General features: G+C 59.6%; 25 protein-coding genes and 3 pseudogenes. 13 read left to right on the top strand and 15 right to left on the bottom strand.

What is annotated here, in order from left to right; translation table 11 throughout:
• A pseudogene (locus FVF58_RS52385) lies at positions 1–184 on the top strand (IS110 family transposase); the annotation flags it as partial.
• Between the two features lie 3 nt (positions 185–187).
• Positions 188–1,105: pseudogene (locus FVF58_RS47560) on the top strand (IS3 family transposase); the annotation flags it as partial.
• A 79-nt stretch (positions 1,106–1,184) separates the two neighbouring features.
• On the opposite strand, the gene FVF58_RS47555 reads toward FVF58_RS47560, so the two are convergent.
• A complete protein-coding gene (locus tag FVF58_RS47555; protein ID WP_149676453.1) occupies positions 1,185–3,389 on the bottom strand; it encodes an OsmC domain/YcaO domain-containing protein in 2,205 nt (734 codons plus the stop codon).
• Between the two features lie 809 nt (positions 3,390–4,198).
• On the opposite strand from FVF58_RS47555, the pseudogene FVF58_RS47550 reads away from it, so the two are divergent.
• A pseudogene (locus FVF58_RS47550) lies at positions 4,199–4,789 on the top strand (IS110 family RNA-guided transposase); the annotation flags it as partial.
• 850 nt (positions 4,790–5,639) lie between these two features.
• Here the strand turns inward: FVF58_RS47550 and FVF58_RS47545 are convergent.
• A complete protein-coding gene (locus tag FVF58_RS47545; protein WP_149676452.1) occupies positions 5,640–5,975 on the bottom strand; it encodes a hypothetical protein in 336 nt (111 codons plus the stop codon).
• 601 nt (positions 5,976–6,576) lie between these two features.
• On the opposite strand from FVF58_RS47545, the gene FVF58_RS47540 reads away from it, so the two are divergent.
• Entirely contained in the window at positions 6,577–6,882 is a 306-nt protein-coding gene (locus FVF58_RS47540; RefSeq protein WP_149676451.1) for a hypothetical protein, read from the top strand.
• Between the two features lie 36 nt (positions 6,883–6,918).
• Here FVF58_RS47540 and FVF58_RS47535 read toward each other — a convergent pair whose 3' ends face one another.
• Positions 6,919–7,110, bottom strand: a complete 192-nt coding sequence (locus FVF58_RS47535) for a hypothetical protein (protein WP_149676450.1) — start codon at positions 7,108–7,110, stop codon at positions 6,919–6,921.
• 388 nt (positions 7,111–7,498) lie between these two features.
• On the opposite strand from FVF58_RS47535, the gene FVF58_RS47530 reads away from it, so the two are divergent.
• The 3 genes from FVF58_RS47530 to FVF58_RS53855 all read left to right on the top strand — a co-directional run bounded on the left by FVF58_RS47530 (position 7,499) and on the right by FVF58_RS53855 (position 8,624).
• Positions 7,499–7,693: a hypothetical protein gene (locus FVF58_RS47530; RefSeq protein ID WP_149676449.1), complete on the top strand. Its 195-nt coding sequence runs from the start codon at positions 7,499–7,501 to the stop codon at positions 7,691–7,693.
• A 9-nt stretch (positions 7,694–7,702) separates the two neighbouring features.
• A complete protein-coding gene (locus FVF58_RS53860) occupies positions 7,703–8,077 on the top strand; it encodes a hypothetical protein (protein ID WP_246217549.1) in 375 nt (124 codons plus the stop codon).
• A 151-nt stretch (positions 8,078–8,228) separates the two neighbouring features.
• A complete protein-coding gene (locus FVF58_RS53855) occupies positions 8,229–8,624 on the top strand; it encodes a hypothetical protein (RefSeq protein ID WP_246217548.1) in 396 nt (131 codons plus the stop codon).
• Positions 8,625–8,790: 166 nt separating this feature from the next.
• Here FVF58_RS53855 and FVF58_RS53850 read toward each other — a convergent pair whose 3' ends face one another.
• The gene (locus tag FVF58_RS53850) at positions 8,791–9,099 is read right to left on the bottom strand and encodes a hypothetical protein (RefSeq protein ID WP_149676448.1); all 309 of its coding nucleotides are present in this window, start codon (positions 9,097–9,099) and stop codon (positions 8,791–8,793) included.
• A 77-nt stretch (positions 9,100–9,176) separates the two neighbouring features.
• Here FVF58_RS53850 and FVF58_RS53845 point away from each other — a divergent pair, with 77 nt between their 5' ends.
• Positions 9,177–9,356, top strand: a complete 180-nt coding sequence (locus tag FVF58_RS53845; RefSeq protein WP_246217547.1) for a hypothetical protein — start codon at positions 9,177–9,179, stop codon at positions 9,354–9,356.
• 144 nt (positions 9,357–9,500) lie between these two features.
• Here the strand turns inward: FVF58_RS53845 and FVF58_RS47510 are convergent, their stop codons facing one another.
• Positions 9,501–9,767, bottom strand: a complete 267-nt coding sequence (locus tag FVF58_RS47510; RefSeq protein ID WP_149676447.1) for a hypothetical protein — start codon at positions 9,765–9,767, stop codon at positions 9,501–9,503.
• 65 nt (positions 9,768–9,832) lie between these two features.
• Here FVF58_RS47510 and FVF58_RS47505 point away from each other — a divergent pair, with 65 nt between their 5' ends.
• Positions 9,833–10,429 carry a hypothetical protein gene (locus tag FVF58_RS47505; protein WP_246217546.1) on the top strand — a complete coding sequence of 199 codons (597 nt, stop codon included), beginning with the start codon at positions 9,833–9,835 and terminating at the stop codon, positions 10,427–10,429.
• Positions 10,430–10,438: 9 nt separating this feature from the next.
• Here FVF58_RS47505 and FVF58_RS47500 read toward each other — a convergent pair whose 3' ends face one another.
• Positions 10,439–10,681 carry a hypothetical protein gene (locus FVF58_RS47500; protein WP_149676446.1) on the bottom strand — a complete coding sequence of 81 codons (243 nt, stop codon included), beginning with the start codon at positions 10,679–10,681 and terminating at the stop codon, positions 10,439–10,441.
• Between the two features lie 34 nt (positions 10,682–10,715).
• On the opposite strand from FVF58_RS47500, the gene FVF58_RS47495 reads away from it, so the two are divergent.
• On the top strand, positions 10,716–10,934 hold the full coding sequence (locus tag FVF58_RS47495; RefSeq protein ID WP_149676445.1) for a DUF1643 domain-containing protein: 219 nt from the start codon (positions 10,716–10,718) through the stop codon (positions 10,932–10,934).
• A gap of 1 nt (position 10,935) precedes the next feature.
• Here the strand turns inward: FVF58_RS47495 and FVF58_RS47490 are convergent, their stop codons facing one another.
• Both FVF58_RS47490 and FVF58_RS52110 read right to left on the bottom strand, forming a co-directional pair.
• A complete protein-coding gene (locus FVF58_RS47490) occupies positions 10,936–11,688 on the bottom strand; it encodes an IS6 family transposase (RefSeq protein ID WP_149676444.1) in 753 nt (250 codons plus the stop codon).
• Complete coding sequence (locus FVF58_RS52110) at positions 11,685–11,858, bottom strand: hypothetical protein (RefSeq protein ID WP_188131191.1); 174 nt, start codon at positions 11,856–11,858, stop codon at positions 11,685–11,687. Before FVF58_RS52110 ends, FVF58_RS47490 begins: the two co-directional genes overlap by 4 nt.
• Positions 11,859–11,974: 116 nt before the next feature.
• On the opposite strand from FVF58_RS52110, the gene FVF58_RS52105 reads away from it, so the two are divergent.
• The gene (locus tag FVF58_RS52105; RefSeq protein ID WP_188131190.1) at positions 11,975–12,136 is read left to right on the top strand and encodes a hypothetical protein; all 162 of its coding nucleotides are present in this window, start codon (positions 11,975–11,977) and stop codon (positions 12,134–12,136) included.
• Positions 12,137–12,218: 82 nt separating this feature from the next.
• On the opposite strand, the gene FVF58_RS47485 is transcribed toward FVF58_RS52105, so the two are convergent.
• Positions 12,219–12,482 carry a hypothetical protein gene (locus FVF58_RS47485; protein ID WP_149676443.1) on the bottom strand — a complete coding sequence of 88 codons (264 nt, stop codon included), beginning with the start codon at positions 12,480–12,482 and terminating at the stop codon, positions 12,219–12,221.
• Between the two features lie 48 nt (positions 12,483–12,530).
• Positions 12,531–12,749 (bottom strand): hypothetical protein, encoded by a 219-nt coding sequence (locus FVF58_RS47480; protein ID WP_149676442.1) that lies wholly within the window; start codon positions 12,747–12,749, stop codon positions 12,531–12,533.
• A gap of 32 nt (positions 12,750–12,781) precedes the next feature.
• Between FVF58_RS47480 and FVF58_RS47475 the strand changes: the two genes are divergently transcribed.
• On the top strand, positions 12,782–13,150 hold the full coding sequence (locus FVF58_RS47475) for a hypothetical protein (protein WP_149676441.1): 369 nt from the start codon (positions 12,782–12,784) through the stop codon (positions 13,148–13,150).
• Positions 13,151–13,269: 119 nt separating this feature from the next.
• Here FVF58_RS47475 and FVF58_RS47470 read toward each other — a convergent pair whose 3' ends face one another.
• The gene (locus FVF58_RS47470) at positions 13,270–13,548 is read right to left on the bottom strand and encodes a hypothetical protein (protein WP_149676440.1); all 279 of its coding nucleotides are present in this window, start codon (positions 13,546–13,548) and stop codon (positions 13,270–13,272) included.
• A 35-nt stretch (positions 13,549–13,583) separates the two neighbouring features.
• Here FVF58_RS47470 and FVF58_RS47465 point away from each other — a divergent pair, with 35 nt between their 5' ends.
• Entirely contained in the window at positions 13,584–14,105 is a 522-nt protein-coding gene (locus FVF58_RS47465; protein WP_149676439.1) for an ead/Ea22-like family protein, read from the top strand.
• Here the strand turns inward: FVF58_RS47465 and FVF58_RS47460 are convergent.
• The 4 genes from FVF58_RS47460 to FVF58_RS52100 form a co-directional block, all read right to left on the bottom strand.
• Complete coding sequence (locus FVF58_RS47460) at positions 14,083–14,331, bottom strand: hypothetical protein (protein ID WP_149676438.1); 249 nt, start codon at positions 14,329–14,331, stop codon at positions 14,083–14,085. The two genes, FVF58_RS47465 and FVF58_RS47460, sit on opposite strands and share 23 nt — an antisense overlap.
• Positions 14,332–14,342: 11 nt before the next feature.
• Entirely contained in the window at positions 14,343–14,717 is a 375-nt protein-coding gene (locus tag FVF58_RS47455; protein WP_149676437.1) for a putative 2OG-Fe(II) oxygenase, read from the bottom strand.
• A 311-nt stretch (positions 14,718–15,028) separates the two neighbouring features.
• On the bottom strand, positions 15,029–17,104 hold the full coding sequence (gene fusA / locus FVF58_RS47450) for an elongation factor G (RefSeq protein ID WP_149676436.1): 2,076 nt from the start codon (positions 17,102–17,104) through the stop codon (positions 15,029–15,031).
• 389 nt (positions 17,105–17,493) lie between these two features.
• Positions 17,494–17,994: a hypothetical protein gene (locus FVF58_RS52100; RefSeq protein WP_188131189.1), complete on the bottom strand. Its 501-nt coding sequence runs from the start codon at positions 17,992–17,994 to the stop codon at positions 17,494–17,496.
• Positions 17,995–18,424 lie beyond the last annotated feature (430 nt).

Below are 18,424 nucleotides of genomic sequence, written 5' to 3'. Positions count from 1 at the left end.
GGCTGTCACTGCGACGGCTCGCAAGGTAGCAGTGTTGTTCTACAACACGTTGCGCTACGGGATGGAGTACGTTGATCCCGGCGCCGAATATTACGAAGAGCGCTACCGACAACGGGTCCTGAACAATCTCAGCCGACGAGCCGAATCGATGGGTTATGTCCTTCAGGAAAAGCCATCTGAATAGATCGAGTTTCTCAGGAAAGGACTGGGCGTCGGTCCGCAACTCCTGAGCAACCGGGAGAAGACGATGCTGGTTGATGCCCTGAAACAGACCTACGCGCTGACAGAGCTGTTCGCCGTATTGGGTCTTCCCCGCAGTTCCTACTTCTATCACCGCGCGCGTCTGCTTGTCGCTGACAAGTATGCTGGCGCGCGTCGCGTCATCGCAGACGTCTTCGAGCTCAATCACCGTTGCTATGGCTATCGTCGAATACGCGCAGCGCTGGTCAGGCACCAGGTATCCCTATCGGAGAAAGTCGTGCGGCGTTTGATGAGGCAGGAAGGCCTGGTCGCTGCCACTGCCAAGCGACGTCGCTACGGCTCCTATCTGGGAGAAATAAGCCCTGCGCCAGAGAACCTTATCGATCGCGACTTCCGGGCAGCAGCTCCGAATGAAAAGTGGCTCACCGACATCACCGAGTTCCAGATCCCGGCTGGCAAGGTCTATCTGTCGCCGTTGATCGACTGTTTCGATGGACTTGTTGTCAGTTGGACAATCGGCACGCGGCCAGACGCCGACCTTGTGAATACCATGTTGGACGTAGCCATCGAAACGGTGGGCAGCAGCACGAATCGGCCCGTGGTCCACTCCGATCGTGGTGCGCACTATCGCTGGCCAGGATGGCTTTCGCGGATGCGCGATGCCAGGCTGGTTCGCTCGATGTCACGCAAAGGATGCTCGCCCGATAATGCGGCCTGCGAAGGCTTCTTCGGGCGACTAAAGATAGAATTGTTTTATTCCCGGGACTGGCGGGATACGACCGTTGAGCAATTCATTGAGGTAGTTGACTCTTACATCCGCTGGTATAACGCCAAGCGGATCAAGGTCTCTCTCGGCTCGCTCAGCCCGCTCGAATACAGGCAGAGTCTCGGAATTGCAGCATAAACCAGTCCAAGATTTTAGCCGCACCCCCACCGGGTCAATTTCAGAACGGCATCATCGCATCCAGCCATGACTCGAAACCCTAACGCGCTGTAGCCGCCACATTTGCCCGCGCCTTATGCAATTTTTTGTAACTGTCGATCAAGCGGTCGTGCCTATCGAGACCCTCCAGTTTCATACTCGTTGGCGTTAAACCATAGAACCGCACGCTGCCGTCTACCGACCCCATTACCGCGTCCATCCGAGCGTTGCCAAACATCCGACGGAAGTTGACCGTGTAGTCGTCCAGTTCCAGGTCGTCATTGAGCAGCACCTCTAGCACCACATTCAAGGCCTGGTAAAACAATCCGCGCTCAACCGTGTTGTCGTTGTACTGCAGGAAGGCTCCCACCAGCTCTTGCGCCGCCTCAAATTGCTGCAGGGCGAGATGAATCAGCAGCTTCAACTCGAGAACTGTTAGCTGCCCCCAGTCCGTATTCTCGTCAAATTCGATGCCGATCAAAGTGGCAATATCGGAGTACTCATCTAGTTCACTGTTATCCAACCGCCCAAGCATTGCTGCCAGGCCCGCATCGTCCAGGTGATGCAAGTTCAAAATATCGGCGCGGAACAACAGCGCCTTGTTTGTGTTATCCCAGATCAAATCTTCTACCGGGTAAACTTCTGAATAACCGGGCACTAAAATCCGGCAGGCTACGGCGCCCAGTTGGTCATACACCGCCATGTACACCTCTTTGCCCATGTCTTCGAGAATTCCGAACAACGTTGAGGCTTCCTCGGCATTGGAGTTTTCACCCTGGCCAGAAAAATCCCACTCAACAAACTCGAAATTCGCTTTGGCGCTGAAAAAGCGCCACGACACTACACCGCTGGAATCAATGAAGTGCTCAACAAAGTTATTTGATTCAGTCACGGCGTTACTGACAAAGGTGGGCTGAGGTAAATCGTTCAGGCCTTCAAAACTGCGCCCCTGTAGCAATTCCGTAAGACTCCGTTCCAGCGCCACCTCGAAGCTTGGGTGCGCGCCGAACGAGGCAAAGACACCGCCTGTCCGCGGGTTCATCAATGTGACGCACATCACCGGGCAGGTCCCACCCAGCGACGCATCCTTTACCAGCACCGGGAAGCCCTGCTCTTCCAACCCCTGAATCCCAGCCAGAATGCCAGGGTATTTCGCCAGCACTTCGTGCGGCACATCAGGCAATGCGATTTCACCTTCCAGAATTTCACGTTTTACCGCCCGTTCGAAAATTTCGGACAGACATTGCACCTGCGCTTCGGCCAGCGTATTACCGGCACTCATGCCATTGCTGACGAATAGGTTTTCGATCAGGTTGGACGGAAAATACACCACTTCGCCGTCCGACTGCCGCACATACGGCAGCGAACAGATACCGCGCTGCACATTGCCGGAGTTGGTGTCGTACAGATGCGAGCCATACAACTCGCCATCGGGATTATAAATTTGCAGGCAGTACGCATCCAGAATTTCAGCCGGCAGCGCATCCTCAGGGCCAGGCTTGAACCAGCACTCGTTCGGGTAATGTACAAACGCCGCATTGGCGATGTCTTCGCCCCAAAATGCGCCGCCATAGAAATGGTTGCAATTCAGGCGCTCGATAAACTCCCCCAACGCCGACGCCAAGGCGCTTTCTTTGGTTGCTCCCTTGCCATTGGTAAAACACATCGGCGAGTGCGCATCGCGGATATGCAGCGACCACACATTGGGAACGATATTGCGCCACGAAGCGATTTCAATCTTCATGCCCAAGCCCGCCAAACTGCCTGACATATTGGCGATGGTTTGCTCCAACGGCAGATCCTTGCCCGCAATATAGGTGCTGGCGTCAGAAGCCGGCTTCAACGTCAGCAACGACTGAGCATCGGCATCCAGGTTATCTACCTCTTCAATTACAAACTCGGGTCCGGCTTGCACCACTTTTTTCACCGTACAACGCTCAATAGAGCGCAAAATACCTCGGCGGTCTGCTTCCAGGATATCCGACGGCAACTCAACCTGAATCTTGAAAATCTGTTGGTACCGGTTTTCCGGATCAACAATATTATTCTGCGACAGGCGGATATTTTCGGTAGGAATATTGCGAGTTACGCAGTACAACTTCACAAAGTAAGCTGCACACAAGGCCGATGAGGCCAGAAAATAATCGAAGGGACCCGGCGCCGAGCCATCGCCCTTATAACGGATAGGCTGGTCGGCCACTACCGTGAAGTCATCGAACCTGGCTTCAAGACGTAGCTTATCGAGAAAGTTGACTTTAATTTCCATGGTGGAATCCTAAAAATAGCGCTCAAAATGATGTAGCCGCTATTATCCGTCGCCAAGTGCAGTTGCACCAAACCGAAACGCCACGAGTTCCTCCCACATTCTCAGAATGCGAGAACTTCCAAGCGACAATCCAAAATATAAAGTCCTGTAAAAAACAGGGCTTTAATAGTCAATCAACTAGCAAATAATGGTTCCCGACGAAAAATCTGCTCCCACTCGATTGTCAATCCAGTGGCTGCACCCTTGCGGGAACGGGGTTGCTGCCAGCGTGTGTATCGACGATACCGTCACCGATACCGCAAAACCCAATCGGCAGCATCAGCCTTCGACATAACTGCGTCGGAGAATCAACTTGCGTTTTCGCTGAACGATCATAAACACTGGGCATTTGAGCACGATTTCTGCGGGGTTGCACTTTTCCTTATGTTTGCTCCCGGCTTTGGACACACCGACACGGCATTGAAAATCATCTAGCGGGCCTCCCCACCGCCGCCCTGACGGGCGACCGGGTTAAAGTGAGTTTGCCAAACCGCTCATACAACAGCGGGTCGAATTGCCGGACAACTGGGATTGCGGGCGGCGTCGGTGCGGGCTGCGCGCCGACGTTGCGAAGTAGGCTGACCGTCACGCTCGACACCCGCACCTCGCGCCGCGCCTGTTGGCGAAGCTTCTTCGCAGCACACCTCGATTTCAAAGGTATGCACACCGGGACGTCGCGCGCGTCATCCAGCAGCCGGCGGACGGCCTCGAGCGGGTCGACAGTATGCTCGTCTACGTCCTCCACAGGATCCGCCGGCACAACGTCGAGCGGATTGCTGACGGAATACGGCGAGGTGATGGGCAAGGGTCAGGGTGCACTCGACAAGGCGATGCCAGACGTGCTGGAGAGGTTGGTCGATCGCCTGCCGACGATCCTAATCGACACGCTGCGCGAACAGTGGAACGGTCTGACGAATCTTGATAAGCAAATTGCTGAAATCGAACGGCGTCGACAGGCATGGCTGGCATGTAGGGCGATCGCGGCGATACCGGGTGTCGGCCTGCTGACAGCGACGGCCGCAGTCGCGACGATGGGGGACGCCAAAACATTTAGATCCGGGCGCGAATTTGCAGCGTGGCTCGGCTTGGTACCGGCGCAAACCGGTTCAGGTGGCAAGGTCCAGTCGCTGGGCATCAGCAGGCGCGGCGACATCTATCTGCGCACGTTGCTGATTCACGGCGCGCGTAGTGTGCTCTTCCATACGAAAGAGCCAGGACCGTGGCTTGAGCAGATCCAGAAGCGGCGACCACTGAATGTGGCAATCGTGGCACAGGCAAACAAGATAGCCGGCACGATCTGGGCGATCCTGGCGTATGACCGACAGTATGACAAGGATCACGTGAGCGTGAAGCCGGCCTGACCGGCAATCACTCTGTACAAGTTCAACGTTTGCAGGATGACACGTCGAAAGGTTGCGCTGGCAATCGTATGTGATGACAAGACAGGTCGGACCGGGACTCGCTAAACCTGAATCTGTCCAAGAGCTTCGAGCTCGGGCGAAAAATGAGGTGCGGGTCAGCGGATTTCATAGTGGGCCGCAGCGTATCAGGCTGCAATAAGCCCGAATATAGAGCTGCAACCCATCCTGTCGCAGTCGTAGCACACGAAAAACCGTCGCAAACGGGAGGCGTTCATATAACGGACAGATGAGCTCGATTGCGACCACCTACACTTATTTTGCGGTGGCGTCGTCTTCGTTGACCCTGGCGCAAATGAGTTCATGGAAAACGTTGTTGTGAACATTAAGGAGACGGCCATGCAACTTTTTATTTCTCGCAATCGGATAGGTTGGATCGCTTTGGGCGTCGTTTTTGTCCTCAGCGCCAACGCTCAAGAGGTACAAACCCCGACCAAAATCGCGAACGGCGCAAGATGCGCCGCTGCACGGCCACCCACGGCAGACGTTTCACGCGAAAGCAACCTGTGCCAATCCGGCCGTTGCATGCCAGGACCAGGGAACTCTGGCGCAAACGTCGCGTGGTATTGCACAAGCTCCGGAATGAACTGTGCGCAGCCTGGCGGTGATGGAGCCGTATTTGGAACAACGATGTCTGCCGCTGGCGTGCCATACACCTGTCGGCACGGTGACGGCGTGGATGTTGAGGGACCGTCAAGGTTTGCCCCGTAGATTCAGAAACTGGTGTCCGCTTGGCGGAGGCTTGTGTCGATGACCGTTGAGCGCCGCCGGCGCAGATTCGCAGTAGGCCGGCCTAGAAGTCGGCCGTCTCTGTTGCCGGCGCTACGCCGAGCCCGAAACGGGCACCCGGATTCCCGCGTCGCTCCGACAGCTCGCGTAGCCGCGCGAGGACCGCGCGCTGCACGCCGCGATCGGCCTTCCCGACCTCATCGATGATGACTTCGTACAGCTCCTCGAGCCTCGCCTGATTAAAGATGGCCTCCCGGTGCTTGACGACCAAACTGGCCGTCTGTGCGAGTGCAGCGTGCCCCGCCGTCAAGAGCAGCGGATTTTTCAGACGCCCTCGTCGACCCGTCTCCGGATCAATCGGCCACGCGTAGTCGATCAACGCACGGGCCGCCGGGTCCATCTCAGCGATGCGATGATCGAATTCAAACCCGCGCAGCTCGCGACGTCTGCCGCGATCGGCGTAACCGGCGTGAGCGGACGCGTGACGACCGCGACAGCCTCCGCCGGCTGTTCGACGTCGGTGCGCTCGCCAAGGCGAACCAGCCGGCACCAACTTTCCCAAGTCGGCTTCCCGATGTTCGGAAAGAGCTTTCTCGCAGCTCGTTACCCCTCGACCGTGCCGAGGCGTCCGACGTGCTCGCGGATCGCGATTAGGGCGTTGGTGCGGTCTGGATGTGCTTCACGGGGCATTTTGTGCGCATGTATAGGTATTCATGCGCATAGTATGGAATCACGACCGAGGGCCTAGGCCTGCCGGGCTTCGCGGGACGACTGCTCACATATTAAGCAGGCCGATTTTCTGCAAACGGCGCCTGTTTGGCCGCCTGCACGCCATCTTTCATCACCTTCCAGCCCTTCAACGCGATCACCGCACTGCAGCACTGCAGTCCACACCCGCACCCCCAGACCTGCAGACTTTTTGCAGACTCGCGTACGGCGGCGTCCCGTCCGACAATGGAACCAGTACGCCAACGCGCGTGCTCGTGATAGGGGAGATCGCCATGCAAATGACTCACGAATCCGCCGACGCTGAACTCGCCAAGCTGCTCCGCGACAAGCCGCGCGGCACGACAGCCGACCTGACCGACTTTGCCGTCGCCTACTGGAACGGCGAGCGCGTGGTCTACACGTTTTTGCACGAGGACGGGCACGGCGCGCCGGATGATGAATTCGACCTAACTGATTACGCCCTCGAGCTGTGGCACGATGAATTTGCCGCCTGGTTCGCCGCGCATCACTTCACCGAGGCACGCCCGGAAGTGCTCGACTGGATCAAAGCCGCCCTGCCCTCGTCGACGTCATCCTGATCACCTGCGAGCCGCGCCGCACGCCCGCAAATCACGTCATCTGTCGTCGACCCGCTCTCCGGTCAAAGCCGCAAACTGAACTCGCAGCTTTTCAACCTTTCGGCGCATCTCCGCCGATGCGTGGTGGCCCTCTTCTTCGAGCGCCCCGATGTCCTCCTCGATTTCCTCAATCGTCGACTTCATTTGCTCGAAGGCTCCGACTGGGGCCTTTTCGTATCGGTCTTTCATCTGCTTCCTCCACCAAGTGGATGCCACACCACGCGCCTCGCCATGCCGCCCGCGCCATACGCACCTATCTTGCGCTCACCCGAACGCCAGCAGGAACGCCAGCGCATAAATGGGGGCCACTCGCGTATAAGCTGGGGCGGCCGCCGGGTCTAAATCCCGCTCCACCGTATGAGAGGGCGCCGCTGTGAACGGGTTGCCCGTCTTGACCGCATGGATGCCGACGCAACAGGCGTCGCATTCCTCCGGCAGTCATCTCCGGCAGTTATCAGACGGCTGTTGCATGGAAGAAGGCGGCCTCGGATGCGTACAAGATCGCCACTTCCAAGTCACCGACGCTCACAAAGCTGGTCGACGCACGGAATGCAATGAACGTTGCAGCGCGTGTGGCATGACTGTCGCCGAATTGATCGAGGAGCTGGGCAAGTTCCCGCCGCATCACGTCGATTGTGTGACTCACCCGGACGGCGAATGCGGTGGTGAGGACGGGCTGAGCATTCTTCCTGCCGTCAGCGAGTCGTACATCGTTGAGGTACGCGCGGCCGGTGCCTGCGAAGTCGCAATTGACGTCACGCCGAACTTTTGATGCTCGCCAATGAGAACGCAACCGGCATTACTCGCAGTCACGGCGACCGCTACTGCTGCGTGCCTATCCATCGTCGCAGGCTGGCAGCGCGGCGGGTGGGTAGCAGAGCGCGCGCTGTGGATCGCCGTCGGCGTCGTGCTGGTTGTCGCCGCTCACCTGCTCCCTGCCCTGTGCCGTCCGCATGGATGGCGTATTCGGGTGATCGGCGCCGCGCTGTGGCTCGCCTGCATGGCTGCCACCTGCTACGGGCATGCGGTGTTTTTCGTGATGGCGCAGAAGCATGCCGGCGAGCTGCGCGCCGCGCCGCCGGCAGTCGTCACTCACGGTCGCGGCCCGGCTGAGATTGCAGCCGACCGCGCTGATGCTGTCGCGAAATTGGCTTGAGTTACGGAGCGCCGCTGCGGTGAGCACTGCGCGACCGTCCGGGTTGAGCGCGCAACTCTGACCGCGCGCCTCGAAGCGCTCGCCGTCGAGGCAGCAGAAGCGAAGCGCGCCGACGCCGCACAAGACAGCGGCACCGCCGCGCGCCGCAGCGATGGCTGACCCGGTGACCGGCGCGCTGACCGCATTTGGTTTGCCGGTGGCGCACGCCGACCTGATCGCGGGCCTAGCGTTCGCCGCCGTGCTCGAAGGTGTCGCCTGCTTCGCCTGGCTGCTCGCGCTGCGCCCCACTGACGTGACTGAAGTCGCGGTAACGCCCGCCCAGTACGCCAGTCACGCCGCGCCAGTCACGGAAGTAACGGACGCCAGTAGGCCGGTCGCGGCGATCCAGTCACCGGCCACCGAGCAGCCAGACGACGTTACCCGCGTCATGACGGCCATCGGCGCCGGCCAGTTGCGCGGGACGGTCATGGAGATCCGGAAGTTTCTCGGATGCTCTCGAGCCACGGCGGCGGCAGTGCGCAAGCAGATCGAGACTCCGACCGGATAGCCTGGTAGATGGGTGCACAGCGAACAAACGAATAAACGGCGTTTATGCGCGACACGAATAAAAAGAGGAAGAAGTGAGCGATTCCGGAAACCGGTTCGAGTTGCACCTTGGCGGCTGCCGAGAAACGATGCGCGCGATGATCGCCGACGGCCTTAAAGGTATGCGGTCAAACGTGCGGCAGATCGTCAATGCATTTTTCGACATGAGAGCCAGGGACATCCGTGTCAATCCCGTCGTGTCCGTCGGTGTGCGCGACAGACACAATTTTTGGCCCCAGATACCGTGTGCCGCCAAGCGTAAAAAGGGACCAAACAGCATCTCCCCGACGGATCGCGGCGACGACTTCGACCACCCCGACAATTGACGTGGGGGACAACCAGTCACGCGTCGACGGGTCGACGGGAGCCCAACGCACGTGGGTAATCCTGTCGTTCGCCGGGTTGATGCGAACGGCGTCTATAGCAAAAGTAGTCACATCTACCTCCATCGTCCTGACAAAGGGATTTCACCACTATGCGCCGCTTCTTTTGCCTGGGATCAGGAGGATCGATCGTGAGCGCCGTTATCAGCCCCTGCGGCACATATCGCTATCGCCTGACGCGTGCCGCTGAATCGCTTGGGTTGAGCATGACGAACAGGGCCGTCGACTTCGCCGGCGCCAACGAGAACGGCCACTACGACGGCGACGTGGCCGGAACAACGCTCATTGGGTGCACTTCGACGGAATCTTGACAAAGCCGAGTTGGCATCGCGAAGGCTATGCGGACGCCGAGAAGCCTGCGGCATGGTGAAGGTCAGCAAGAAGGCGGCCGGCCGCCAGCTAGACGGCCGCACGCATGACGAATATCCGGAGGCGACCGTATGAGACTGGGCTTATCACGGGCCGAATGCGCCGGAGGCCAAATCCTGCTCGAATTCCACCGTCCAAACAGTGCCATGACCGGCGTCGTAGACCTTGCTTGTATTGTTGATCAACCGAGTCACTGTGACTTGTCGGCGAATCGGCCCGACAGTTTTGCGAGGGGGATACAACTCTTCGTCAGAAATCGTGAATTCGCCGATGTCGAACCCTTCAGCAGCCGCAGCCGCTGTCACATCTTCTTGTTCGTCCTGCGGAAACTCATGAAACACGTGCGTTGTCATGTGCGCCTCCCGATGACCAGAGAAATCCTAGCATGAAGGAACGCCCGATCCTTTTCAGCGGCGCAATGGTGCGCGCGCTGCTCGATGGCAGCAAGACGCAGACGCGGCGCCTTATGACCCTGCAACCGGTACCGGCCGAGGCACGATGGGCATGGCGCGGTTATTCGTGGGCCTGCGATATGAAGCACCCCATTGATGTCTATACCGGTAGCGCTCTGCAACCCTGCCCGTGCGGCAGTGTCGGCGATCGACTCTATGTGCGCGAAACGTGGGCTCAGCCGACAACGCTCGATCCGGGACCGACGCTTTACCGAGCGGATTACCCCGCATGCGTGCCAGCCAGCTTCGAGAACATTCCGGCGGCAGACGAAATCACGTGGAAGCCGTCGATCCACATGCCACAGGCAATGTCGCGCATCACGCTCGAGGTGACCGGCGTGCGCATCGAGCGGCTGCAGGACATCTCGAACCGCGATTCGCTTGCTGAGGGGCTGATGAACGTCGGCGGTGTCGGCGCGAAGTATGGCGTCCATGGAACAACGTTCTGGAGCGACGATCCGCGAGAAGCTTATCGTCGACTTTGGGACAGTCTCAACGCCGCGCGCGGCTACGGGTGGGACGTCCCTCCGTGGGGTGTGGGTGGTCGAGTTTCGAAAGGTTGAATCGCGAAATCACCCCTTTTGACCTGCTTTATCCACGAGATTGTCGATATAGGCGCGCGCTGCCTTCTCTCCATGGGCGATTGCTTCGTTCGGCGAGTTGAACAACACACTTGCGCCGATATTGATCTCACCCCACCTGCCATGGGCGTAGAGGAACATCACTGGTATGAAATTTTCGCCGGAAGGCTGAAGCTCTCGGGCCTCGACGGCAAAGGTATGTCCTTTGTATGGCTGGCCGAATTTTGTCGTCATTTTCGCCCCCTGGTGATTTTCGAGGAATCGTAGCATGCAATACCTGACTGATACGGATCTCGCAGGGGAGCGCGGCGCGCACATCAGCGACTGTGGCGCGTACCGGTATCGCCTTTGGCGCGAGTGGGACCGCAGCAAGCCGACACTAGCGTTTCTGATGCTGAACCCGTCGACGGCCGACCATTTGTCCGACGGGTATTGTCAAGTTGTCGAACGGCACGCGCTCGAACACGCCGTCTGTAAGTATGCCTAATTTAAGCGGCGAGTCGCTCCCGCATCGGAGCGCCCGTCACGCTTTCCCAAGCCTCGAAGGCCAGGGTGCGAAGCACCCGCTTCTGTTTTGCGTCGGTGTGGTAACGGCAATGCATGAACAGATTGCCCACCTGATCATGGACCGAAGCGAAACGTTGCAGGTGACGCGCTGATTTGAAGCGGCGCATCACCTTCTCGCGCACCCGTGTCGGCTGGTGCGAGTTTTCCGCCCGGTTGTTCAGCCCCTTGTGCTGGCGATGTTCGACGTTGAGCCCCAGATCCCCGTTCGCCGCCGCGTAGCTCCTGAGCTTGTCAGTGACAAGTACACGCGGCGCGCGCCCATGTTTCTTGAGCAGCTTGCGCATCAAGCGCCGGGCCGCGTGCCGGTCGCGCCGGCTTTGCACCAGCACGTCAAGCGCCGCGCCATGCTGGTCCATCGCACGCCACAGCCAGTGCTTCCTGCCATTGATCGTGACGACCATTTCATCGAGGTGCCACTTGTCGCCTCGCGCCAGCTCGGTGGACCGGATACGCCGGGCAATCCCCAGCCCGAACTTTACCGACCAGCGTCGCACTGTCTCGTAGGTCAGATCGATGCCACGGGCGGCCAGCAGTTCCTCGACCATGCGCAGGCTCAGCGGGAAACGGTAGTACAGCCACACCGCGTAGCTGATCACATCGGGCGGAAACCGGTAGCCGGCGTAGGAAATGGTGTCGGTGGCTGGCGCGGGCTGCGGCAAAGTGGTCCGTTTCATGTCCGCGATTGTCGCCGCTTCTCCCTCAACCCGCCAACAACGCGACGATACCCTTCAAACACCATGACATCCACGCGAAACAGTTGGAGGTCACCATTGATGTCGGCCTCGAACTCGACGTCCTCGTCTTCGTAATGGGGAATAGTTCCCTCAGCGATTTCCGCGGCCATGTCCGCCTCCATCAACCCTTTCCAGGAATCGCGGCATGCGCCATGGCAACCAATTGCCCGGTGCCCTCCAGGCAGGCGGGAGGGTCAAATTTGCTGAGGAAAAAGGCTGGTAAACCATGCACGCGCGCAATGAACGCTATCTGATCTGCACGAGGCCGTTCAACCCTCAGCGCACCGTCCTCTACACGACCGGCGACTGGGTGGATGAGATTCGTGGCCCGGACAACGTTGTCTTTAGTATGGGCTTGAAACACACAGCCAATGCGAAGAACAGCTGACAGATCTGACCGATGTCAGCGGCACCTGGATTTCATGGCGCCGTCGCATCAGACTCAATGTCGACAAGGTGATGGGATGAGATCAGCCGTTTAGGACCTCGTGGCCATCGCTTTTCCCGTCGATCACGTCTCTCGCAAGGCACGTCAAGGCATCCAGCGCAGCGGCTTCATCAGTCTCCTCCCTGAGCCACTTGGGGGTGAATTGTCGATCGGCGTCTGCTTCCCCTTCGTTACGCGTGGTCAAGAAGGTGCCGGCGTAGATCCCGCGGCTGTCAGGGCCGCACACGGCCACACTGATGCTGCAATCCTTGTACGCCGAGTTTTCGGTTGTCGTACCGACCTCCATCGTGATTGTCGAGGAATCCCCGGCATGAGCGAAAGACCGAACGTGACGTCAATCCGAGTTTTCGTCGCGCCACTCAATGGCCCACGCCTTCGCGCAAGAGATTGCATCGGTCCCGTTGACGAACGAATCGATGTCGCCCGAATCGTGCGTTTCGCTGAATCGTCGCTGGGCCGGCCCGCAGGTGATTCTGGCAACGGCAACGTAGTGGTCATCCTTAACGTGCCTCGCCCAGCAATCGATGTGAAACACCTTGTAGTCGACCTGCATGGCCGTCTCCTGATATTTGGAGGAATCCTGGCATGATGCTATCCGACCTCCTCCGCGCCGTCGGCGACGAGAACGTCGAATCGCAAAACCTCGACGAAGCGACGACCCACATACAGGCGACCAGGGGCAAAGTACGCGTCACCTTCGGCACGCAGGTCATCTCTGCAGCCGACTTCGTCGGCCCAGCGTTCGGCAAAAGGATGCGTTTGGCCTTCTGGCTGCCGCGCGACAAGGTGGATGCTGCGATCGCTCAACAGGAGAACAACAATGGATCGCGCGGCCGCACAAGATCTAGCTGGCGCCAAACACACCTGCTGCCAAATCGTGCTCGAATTGGGCAAGCCACGCTGTGCCGTGGCCAGCATCGTAGATGCAGACCTTGTCGTTGCTCAATCGGGTAATCGTGACCTGTCGGTGGATCGGCCCGACCAGACCGCCTGCGGGATACTCGTCTGCGTCGCTGATGTCGAAGTCGTGAATGTCGAAACCATGGCTTGCTGCAGCCGCCTTCGCGTCCTCCTTATCGGAACGTTTTCGGGTCTTTCAGCGGACGCTTACCGTCGATGATCGCCTTCGCTTCGTCAACCGCTGCATCCAACGCCCAGTCTTCTTGACGATATCCCTCTTCCTCGAGGCATTGAACGGGTATTTGCATGGGTTGCTCTGCATCAAATTCGCGCGGGATAAGCACGAAACCGTTGAATCCGAATATCTGCAACTGCTCGCCCCCGACGCCCTGTTTCGCAAGCGTTCGAACCAGGTACTGAAATCCGTTGTACGTATTCTCAGCGTGGGCCATGTCAATCTCCATCATCATTGAGCAGGACGCGCAGCATGAACATTGACACGAACAAGCTGCATGAGATTGCCGAACGCGCGACGCCGGGTCCGTTGAAATGGTGGACTAGCAATAGCGCTAAGCGCCAAACTGCGGGACGCGGCCCCGACGGCGGCATACTGCATGCAACTATGGTACGCCGAGACTACGCCGACGTTGCTTGCGGCGCTGCTGACGTGGACCACATATCAGCTGTCGACCCTACAACGGTCCTGGCCCTGCTCGATCAGGTCGAAAAGCTGCAGCGTGAGAATGCGCCACTGTCGACGCTCATCAACATGCCAGAGTTGCACGCCTTCGCGAAGACGGTCGTGCTCGAGACCACTCATCAGCGCGAACGCTGGGGATCAGCGGACGACTCGTCAGCCATTGCCGTCCTCCCATTGATTTTCGAGGAATCCTGGCATGAAGGAACGCCCTATTCTTTCCAGTGGCGCGTTAGTGCATGCGCTGCCCGACGGTCAAGCGACGGACTATCGAAGATGTGCCGCAGGATCAGGATGTGCCTCCCGCACTAACCTGGCGGTCAATTGCTGTCCTCATACGATCAAACGACGCGTCGAATGCATTTTCCAGACTCCGGAAGCGGCCTGCGGCGATGCCGTCAATCGGCACGTTGATCCGGTTTGCCTGCGTGGTCTCCCTGATCCATTGCAGGGCGACGCAGAACCCGTTGGTCGAGTCCCCGCTGACACCGGAAGTCATCTCGAAACCCATGTACTCGTAGCTGCGCTTATCTTCCATGAACTCGGCTCCTATTGTCTCGGAGAAGTTCCAGCATGAGGGGTCAATTCGGTGACCGGCGGACGAATGATGGCAGTCTGAGGGCGCGGATCGTGTAAATTGATCGTGTCTGTGCCTGCCTGCGTTTGCAGATAGTAGACGCCGCTCAGAAAATTGTTGGGATGTCTGTGCGTGGCGTGTGACGCACCTGGACCCAGCACGTTGACCCAGCACCCCGTGATGCGGAACGGGGCATCGGCTTCCTTGATAAACGCGAGCGCGTTGCGCACCGCTGCTTCTGATGTTGTTTGTGCCCGGATTGCCCAGTGCCACCTGTGCGTGGTTCCCCTACCACCGCGCATCCAGGTTTCGACACACGCCAGCAGATCCCTGGTTAAGTGGTTCATAGCACGCTGGTTCGAGGCGGCTCTGGCACACGAAGGTTGGGAACAGGCGTACGACGTCCAGAGTTGGGGCTGCACGACCGTTTACGCGATGCGCTGACAAGGGAACACAGATCTGTACTATAGCCGCGAAGTCAGGATGCAGATGGCCGGACGCCTCATAACAGGTGGGCGTGGTTCAAACGAGGGTTATACGCGAAGCGCGGGATGACGCTGCCCAGACGGATTCCGCTCGCCTGCGTGTGACCCGAAAACGGCGGGTTTCGAGCCGCGCCGGCAAGGCTGAATTCGACCGATGAAGGTCGTTCCGCCGTTTAATTCCGGGACGGCACGCCTGCCACCTCAAGCTCGACCTCGGCATAGTGGTCGAACTCCATGGAATATAGCCCGCGGCCCTGGGTGACCGAGCGCAATTCAGTAACGTAGCCAAACATTTCGGCGAGAGGCACTTGGCCGGCAATCGCTTCCACACCCCCCGGGCGCGGTGCCACCGCTTCAATCTCGGCGCGGCGGGCGCCGAGCTGCGCCAGCGCGGCCCCGGTGTACTCAGTCGGCACCAGCACCTCGATGCGGAACATCGGTTCAAGCAGCACCATCCGCCCCTTGCCGAACGCCGCGCGGCATGCCTGGATGGCTGCGGCGCGGTAAGCGAATTCGCTCGAATCGACGGAATGGCTGGAGCCGCCTTCGAGACGCACGTCGATGTCGGTGACGGGATAGCCTGCCAGCGCTCCGATTTCGGCGGCATCGCGCACACCCTGCTCCACCGCCGGGATGAACTGGCGCGGCACAGCCCCGCCGGTGACGGCGTTTTCAAAGCGTATGCCCGAGCCGCGCGCGCCGGGGTGCAGCGAAAGAATCACATGGCCGTATTGGCCATGTCCGCCAGTCTGGTGGACGAAACGCCCCTCCTCGGCCGCCACTTCGCGCGTGATGGTTTCCTTGTAGGCCACGCGCGGCCGCCCCATTTTCGCCGCTACACCGTATTCGCGCTCCAACCTGTCCAGCAAGATTTCGAGGTGGAGTTCGCCCATGGCGGCAATCAGCAACTGGCCGCTGTCTTCATCGAGGCTCAGTTGCAGGGTCGGATCCTCGTCGGTCAACTGGCGTAACGCCTCGGCCATGCGGCCATGTTCGGCGAGCGTTTTCGGTTCTACCGTGGCCCGCAGGACCGGCTCCGGGAAAGTGATCGTTTCCAGCGTTACCGGGTGTTCCGCGTGGCACAGCGTATCGCCCGTATAGGTCTGATTCAGGCCTAGAAACGCACCGATTTCCCCGGCGTGCAGCGCCTCGACGTTTTCGCGGTGATTGGCATACATGCGCAACAGGCGCCCGGCCCGCTCCTTGCGGTTACGGGTGGCATTGTGCAGCGTCATGCCGGCGCTGACCATGCCCGAATAGATACGCGCATAGGCCAGGTGGCCGACGTAGGGATCGTTGACGATCTTGAAGACCAGCGCCGCGAGCGGTTCTTCGTCGCGCGGCGCGAGGCAGATCGTGAGGCCGCTGTCGGGATCGGTCCCCTGTACCTCGCCGATATCGAGCGGTGATGGCAGAAAATCGACCACGCAGTCCAGCAGCGGTTGCACGCCGATATCCCGTAACGCGGCGCCACAGCAAACCGGAAACAGGCGATTGGCGAGCGTGGCACGGCGCAGCGCCGCGCGTAACGGCTCCGTCCCGACGTCGCCGCCGGTCACGTAAAGCGAGAGCAGTTCATCGTCAGCCTCGGCGACGGACTCGATCAGGCGCTGCCGCGCGGCCTCGGCCGCCGCACGATATTCAGCCGGTATGGGACCGCATTCCGGCTTGCCCTCCTGCGCAGCCCCCCAGCGCAGCGCCTGCATCGACAGCAGATCGACCTCGCCCTCGAACGTCGCTTCGTGGCCGACAGGCATTTGCAGGCACGCCACCGGCGCACCGAGGCGCTCACGCACGCTGGCCACCGCGCGCTCGAAGTCGGCCCCGATGCGATCCATTTTGTTGATGAAGCACAGCCGCGGCACCCGGTAGCGATCGGCCTGCCGCCATACCGTCTCGCTTTGCGGCTGTACGCCGTGCACGGCATCGAATACCACCACGGCGCCATCCAGCACCCGTAGCGAGCGCTGCACTTCGGCGGTGAAATCGATATGGCCCGGGGTATCGATCAGGTTGATCATGCAGTCGCGCCACCGCGCGCTGATGGCCGCCGCCACGATCGTGATCCCCCGTTCGCGCTCCTGGGCCATCCAGTCGGTCACCGTCGTGCCGCTGTCGACCGAACCCAGGCGATGGGTGCGTCCCGTGTGAAAGAGAATCCGGTCGGTAATGGTGGTCTTGCCAGCGTCGATGTGAGCAATGACGCCGATGTTGCGGATGCCGGCGATCGGCGCGGGGGTTGCAGCCACAGGTCATCTCCTAGTACGACTGCGTTAACAAATGTTCGTTTCGTCGACCGCAGCATGGGCACCTTCGAAGCAAGCCAGCAGGGCTGCGGCGAGTTCCAATCGCAACGTGGCGATGGAATCTGCTACATGACGCTGCTTACGCAGGGGCGCCCCGGGGGCCGGAAGCAGCGCAAAAATCCCGCGGGATACCAACGAACGCCGCAACGCGGCCCGTCTCGCCCCACCCGATGGATGCTGAACTGGCCGACAGAATCCGGCAGCCAGCGATCAAACTCTACGCCAAGCGATTCGAACGAAATTGAGCGTTGAGCAGCTCGAGCAATTTCTCTTGCCGCATCTGAGCACGGGTCGGCGCGGACCGGCACCGACGCTGGGGTTACACAGGATCTTCAACTACATCCTCCAACTGCTGTACATGGGCTGTCAGTGGAAGGCGCTGCCGATCGAGAAGAATGACGAAGGTCGTCCTGAAATCCCACTACCCGCGCATCTATCGGGCACTGCGGCGGTGGCAGGCCGATGACTGCATCGACAGGATTTTTGCCGGCTCGGTGCACAAGCTTCACCAGCAAGGGCCGCTCGACCACAAGGTCATTCACGGCGACGGCACGACCGCTGCCGATTCGATCAGCGACGTCTCGAAGAGGGGACCGCATGTACCAGGGCCACCAGTCGAGGTGGTAAAACCACAGCCACGCTCCGCTGTACCCCTTAAGCCACTCCCGGCGGATTCCGTCTGTCGGGAAGCTCTCAAGGGGGCGGTGCCCAAGCGAGACGACGCCAATCGTCATCCAGGCGAAAGCGATCACCAAGGTTGGAAGCGATAAGACGCAGGCCGCGACAAACAGGACAAGCGGCAGGCAGATCTCGATTGCCGAACGCGTCTTCACTCCCAGTTCTCCTCGTGAAAATCGAACTGGCTTTCAGCTTACTCCACCGCGCAGGATGCAAAGGACCAGGTCTGTCACCTCCCCCACCCCCCAGTTGACATCCGAGACGCGCCACCTGAGGTCCAACGGGCACGAAAAGCGAAGCGTACGCTATACGTAACCGTGAGCGGCAGTGACACACGGATGTCTGGTGAAGTCATCAGCACACGTTCGCGTTGTGACTGCGAATGGCGTTTCATGGACTCTGAAGAGTTATTCGCCATTGCCGAAAACAGACATGAAAGGCGCGTGCGCCGGCCGACATTGCCGCGCTAGTTTAACGGCTTCAACACGCGGCACCATGTCTTCTTTGCTGACGTGGGGCCTCACCTAACTGCACAGCCCAGCAACGAAATTGCGAGGTGCAGGCGGTTCGCCCCGGTCAAAATAG

It is taken from the genome of Paraburkholderia panacisoli (genome assembly GCF_008369935.1).
GTDB classification, from domain to species: Bacteria; Pseudomonadota; Gammaproteobacteria; order Burkholderiales; family Burkholderiaceae; genus Paraburkholderia; species Paraburkholderia panacisoli.
The sequence above is the reverse complement of the archived record's forward strand: the minus strand, read 5'-3'. Positions and strand labels throughout refer to the sequence as shown.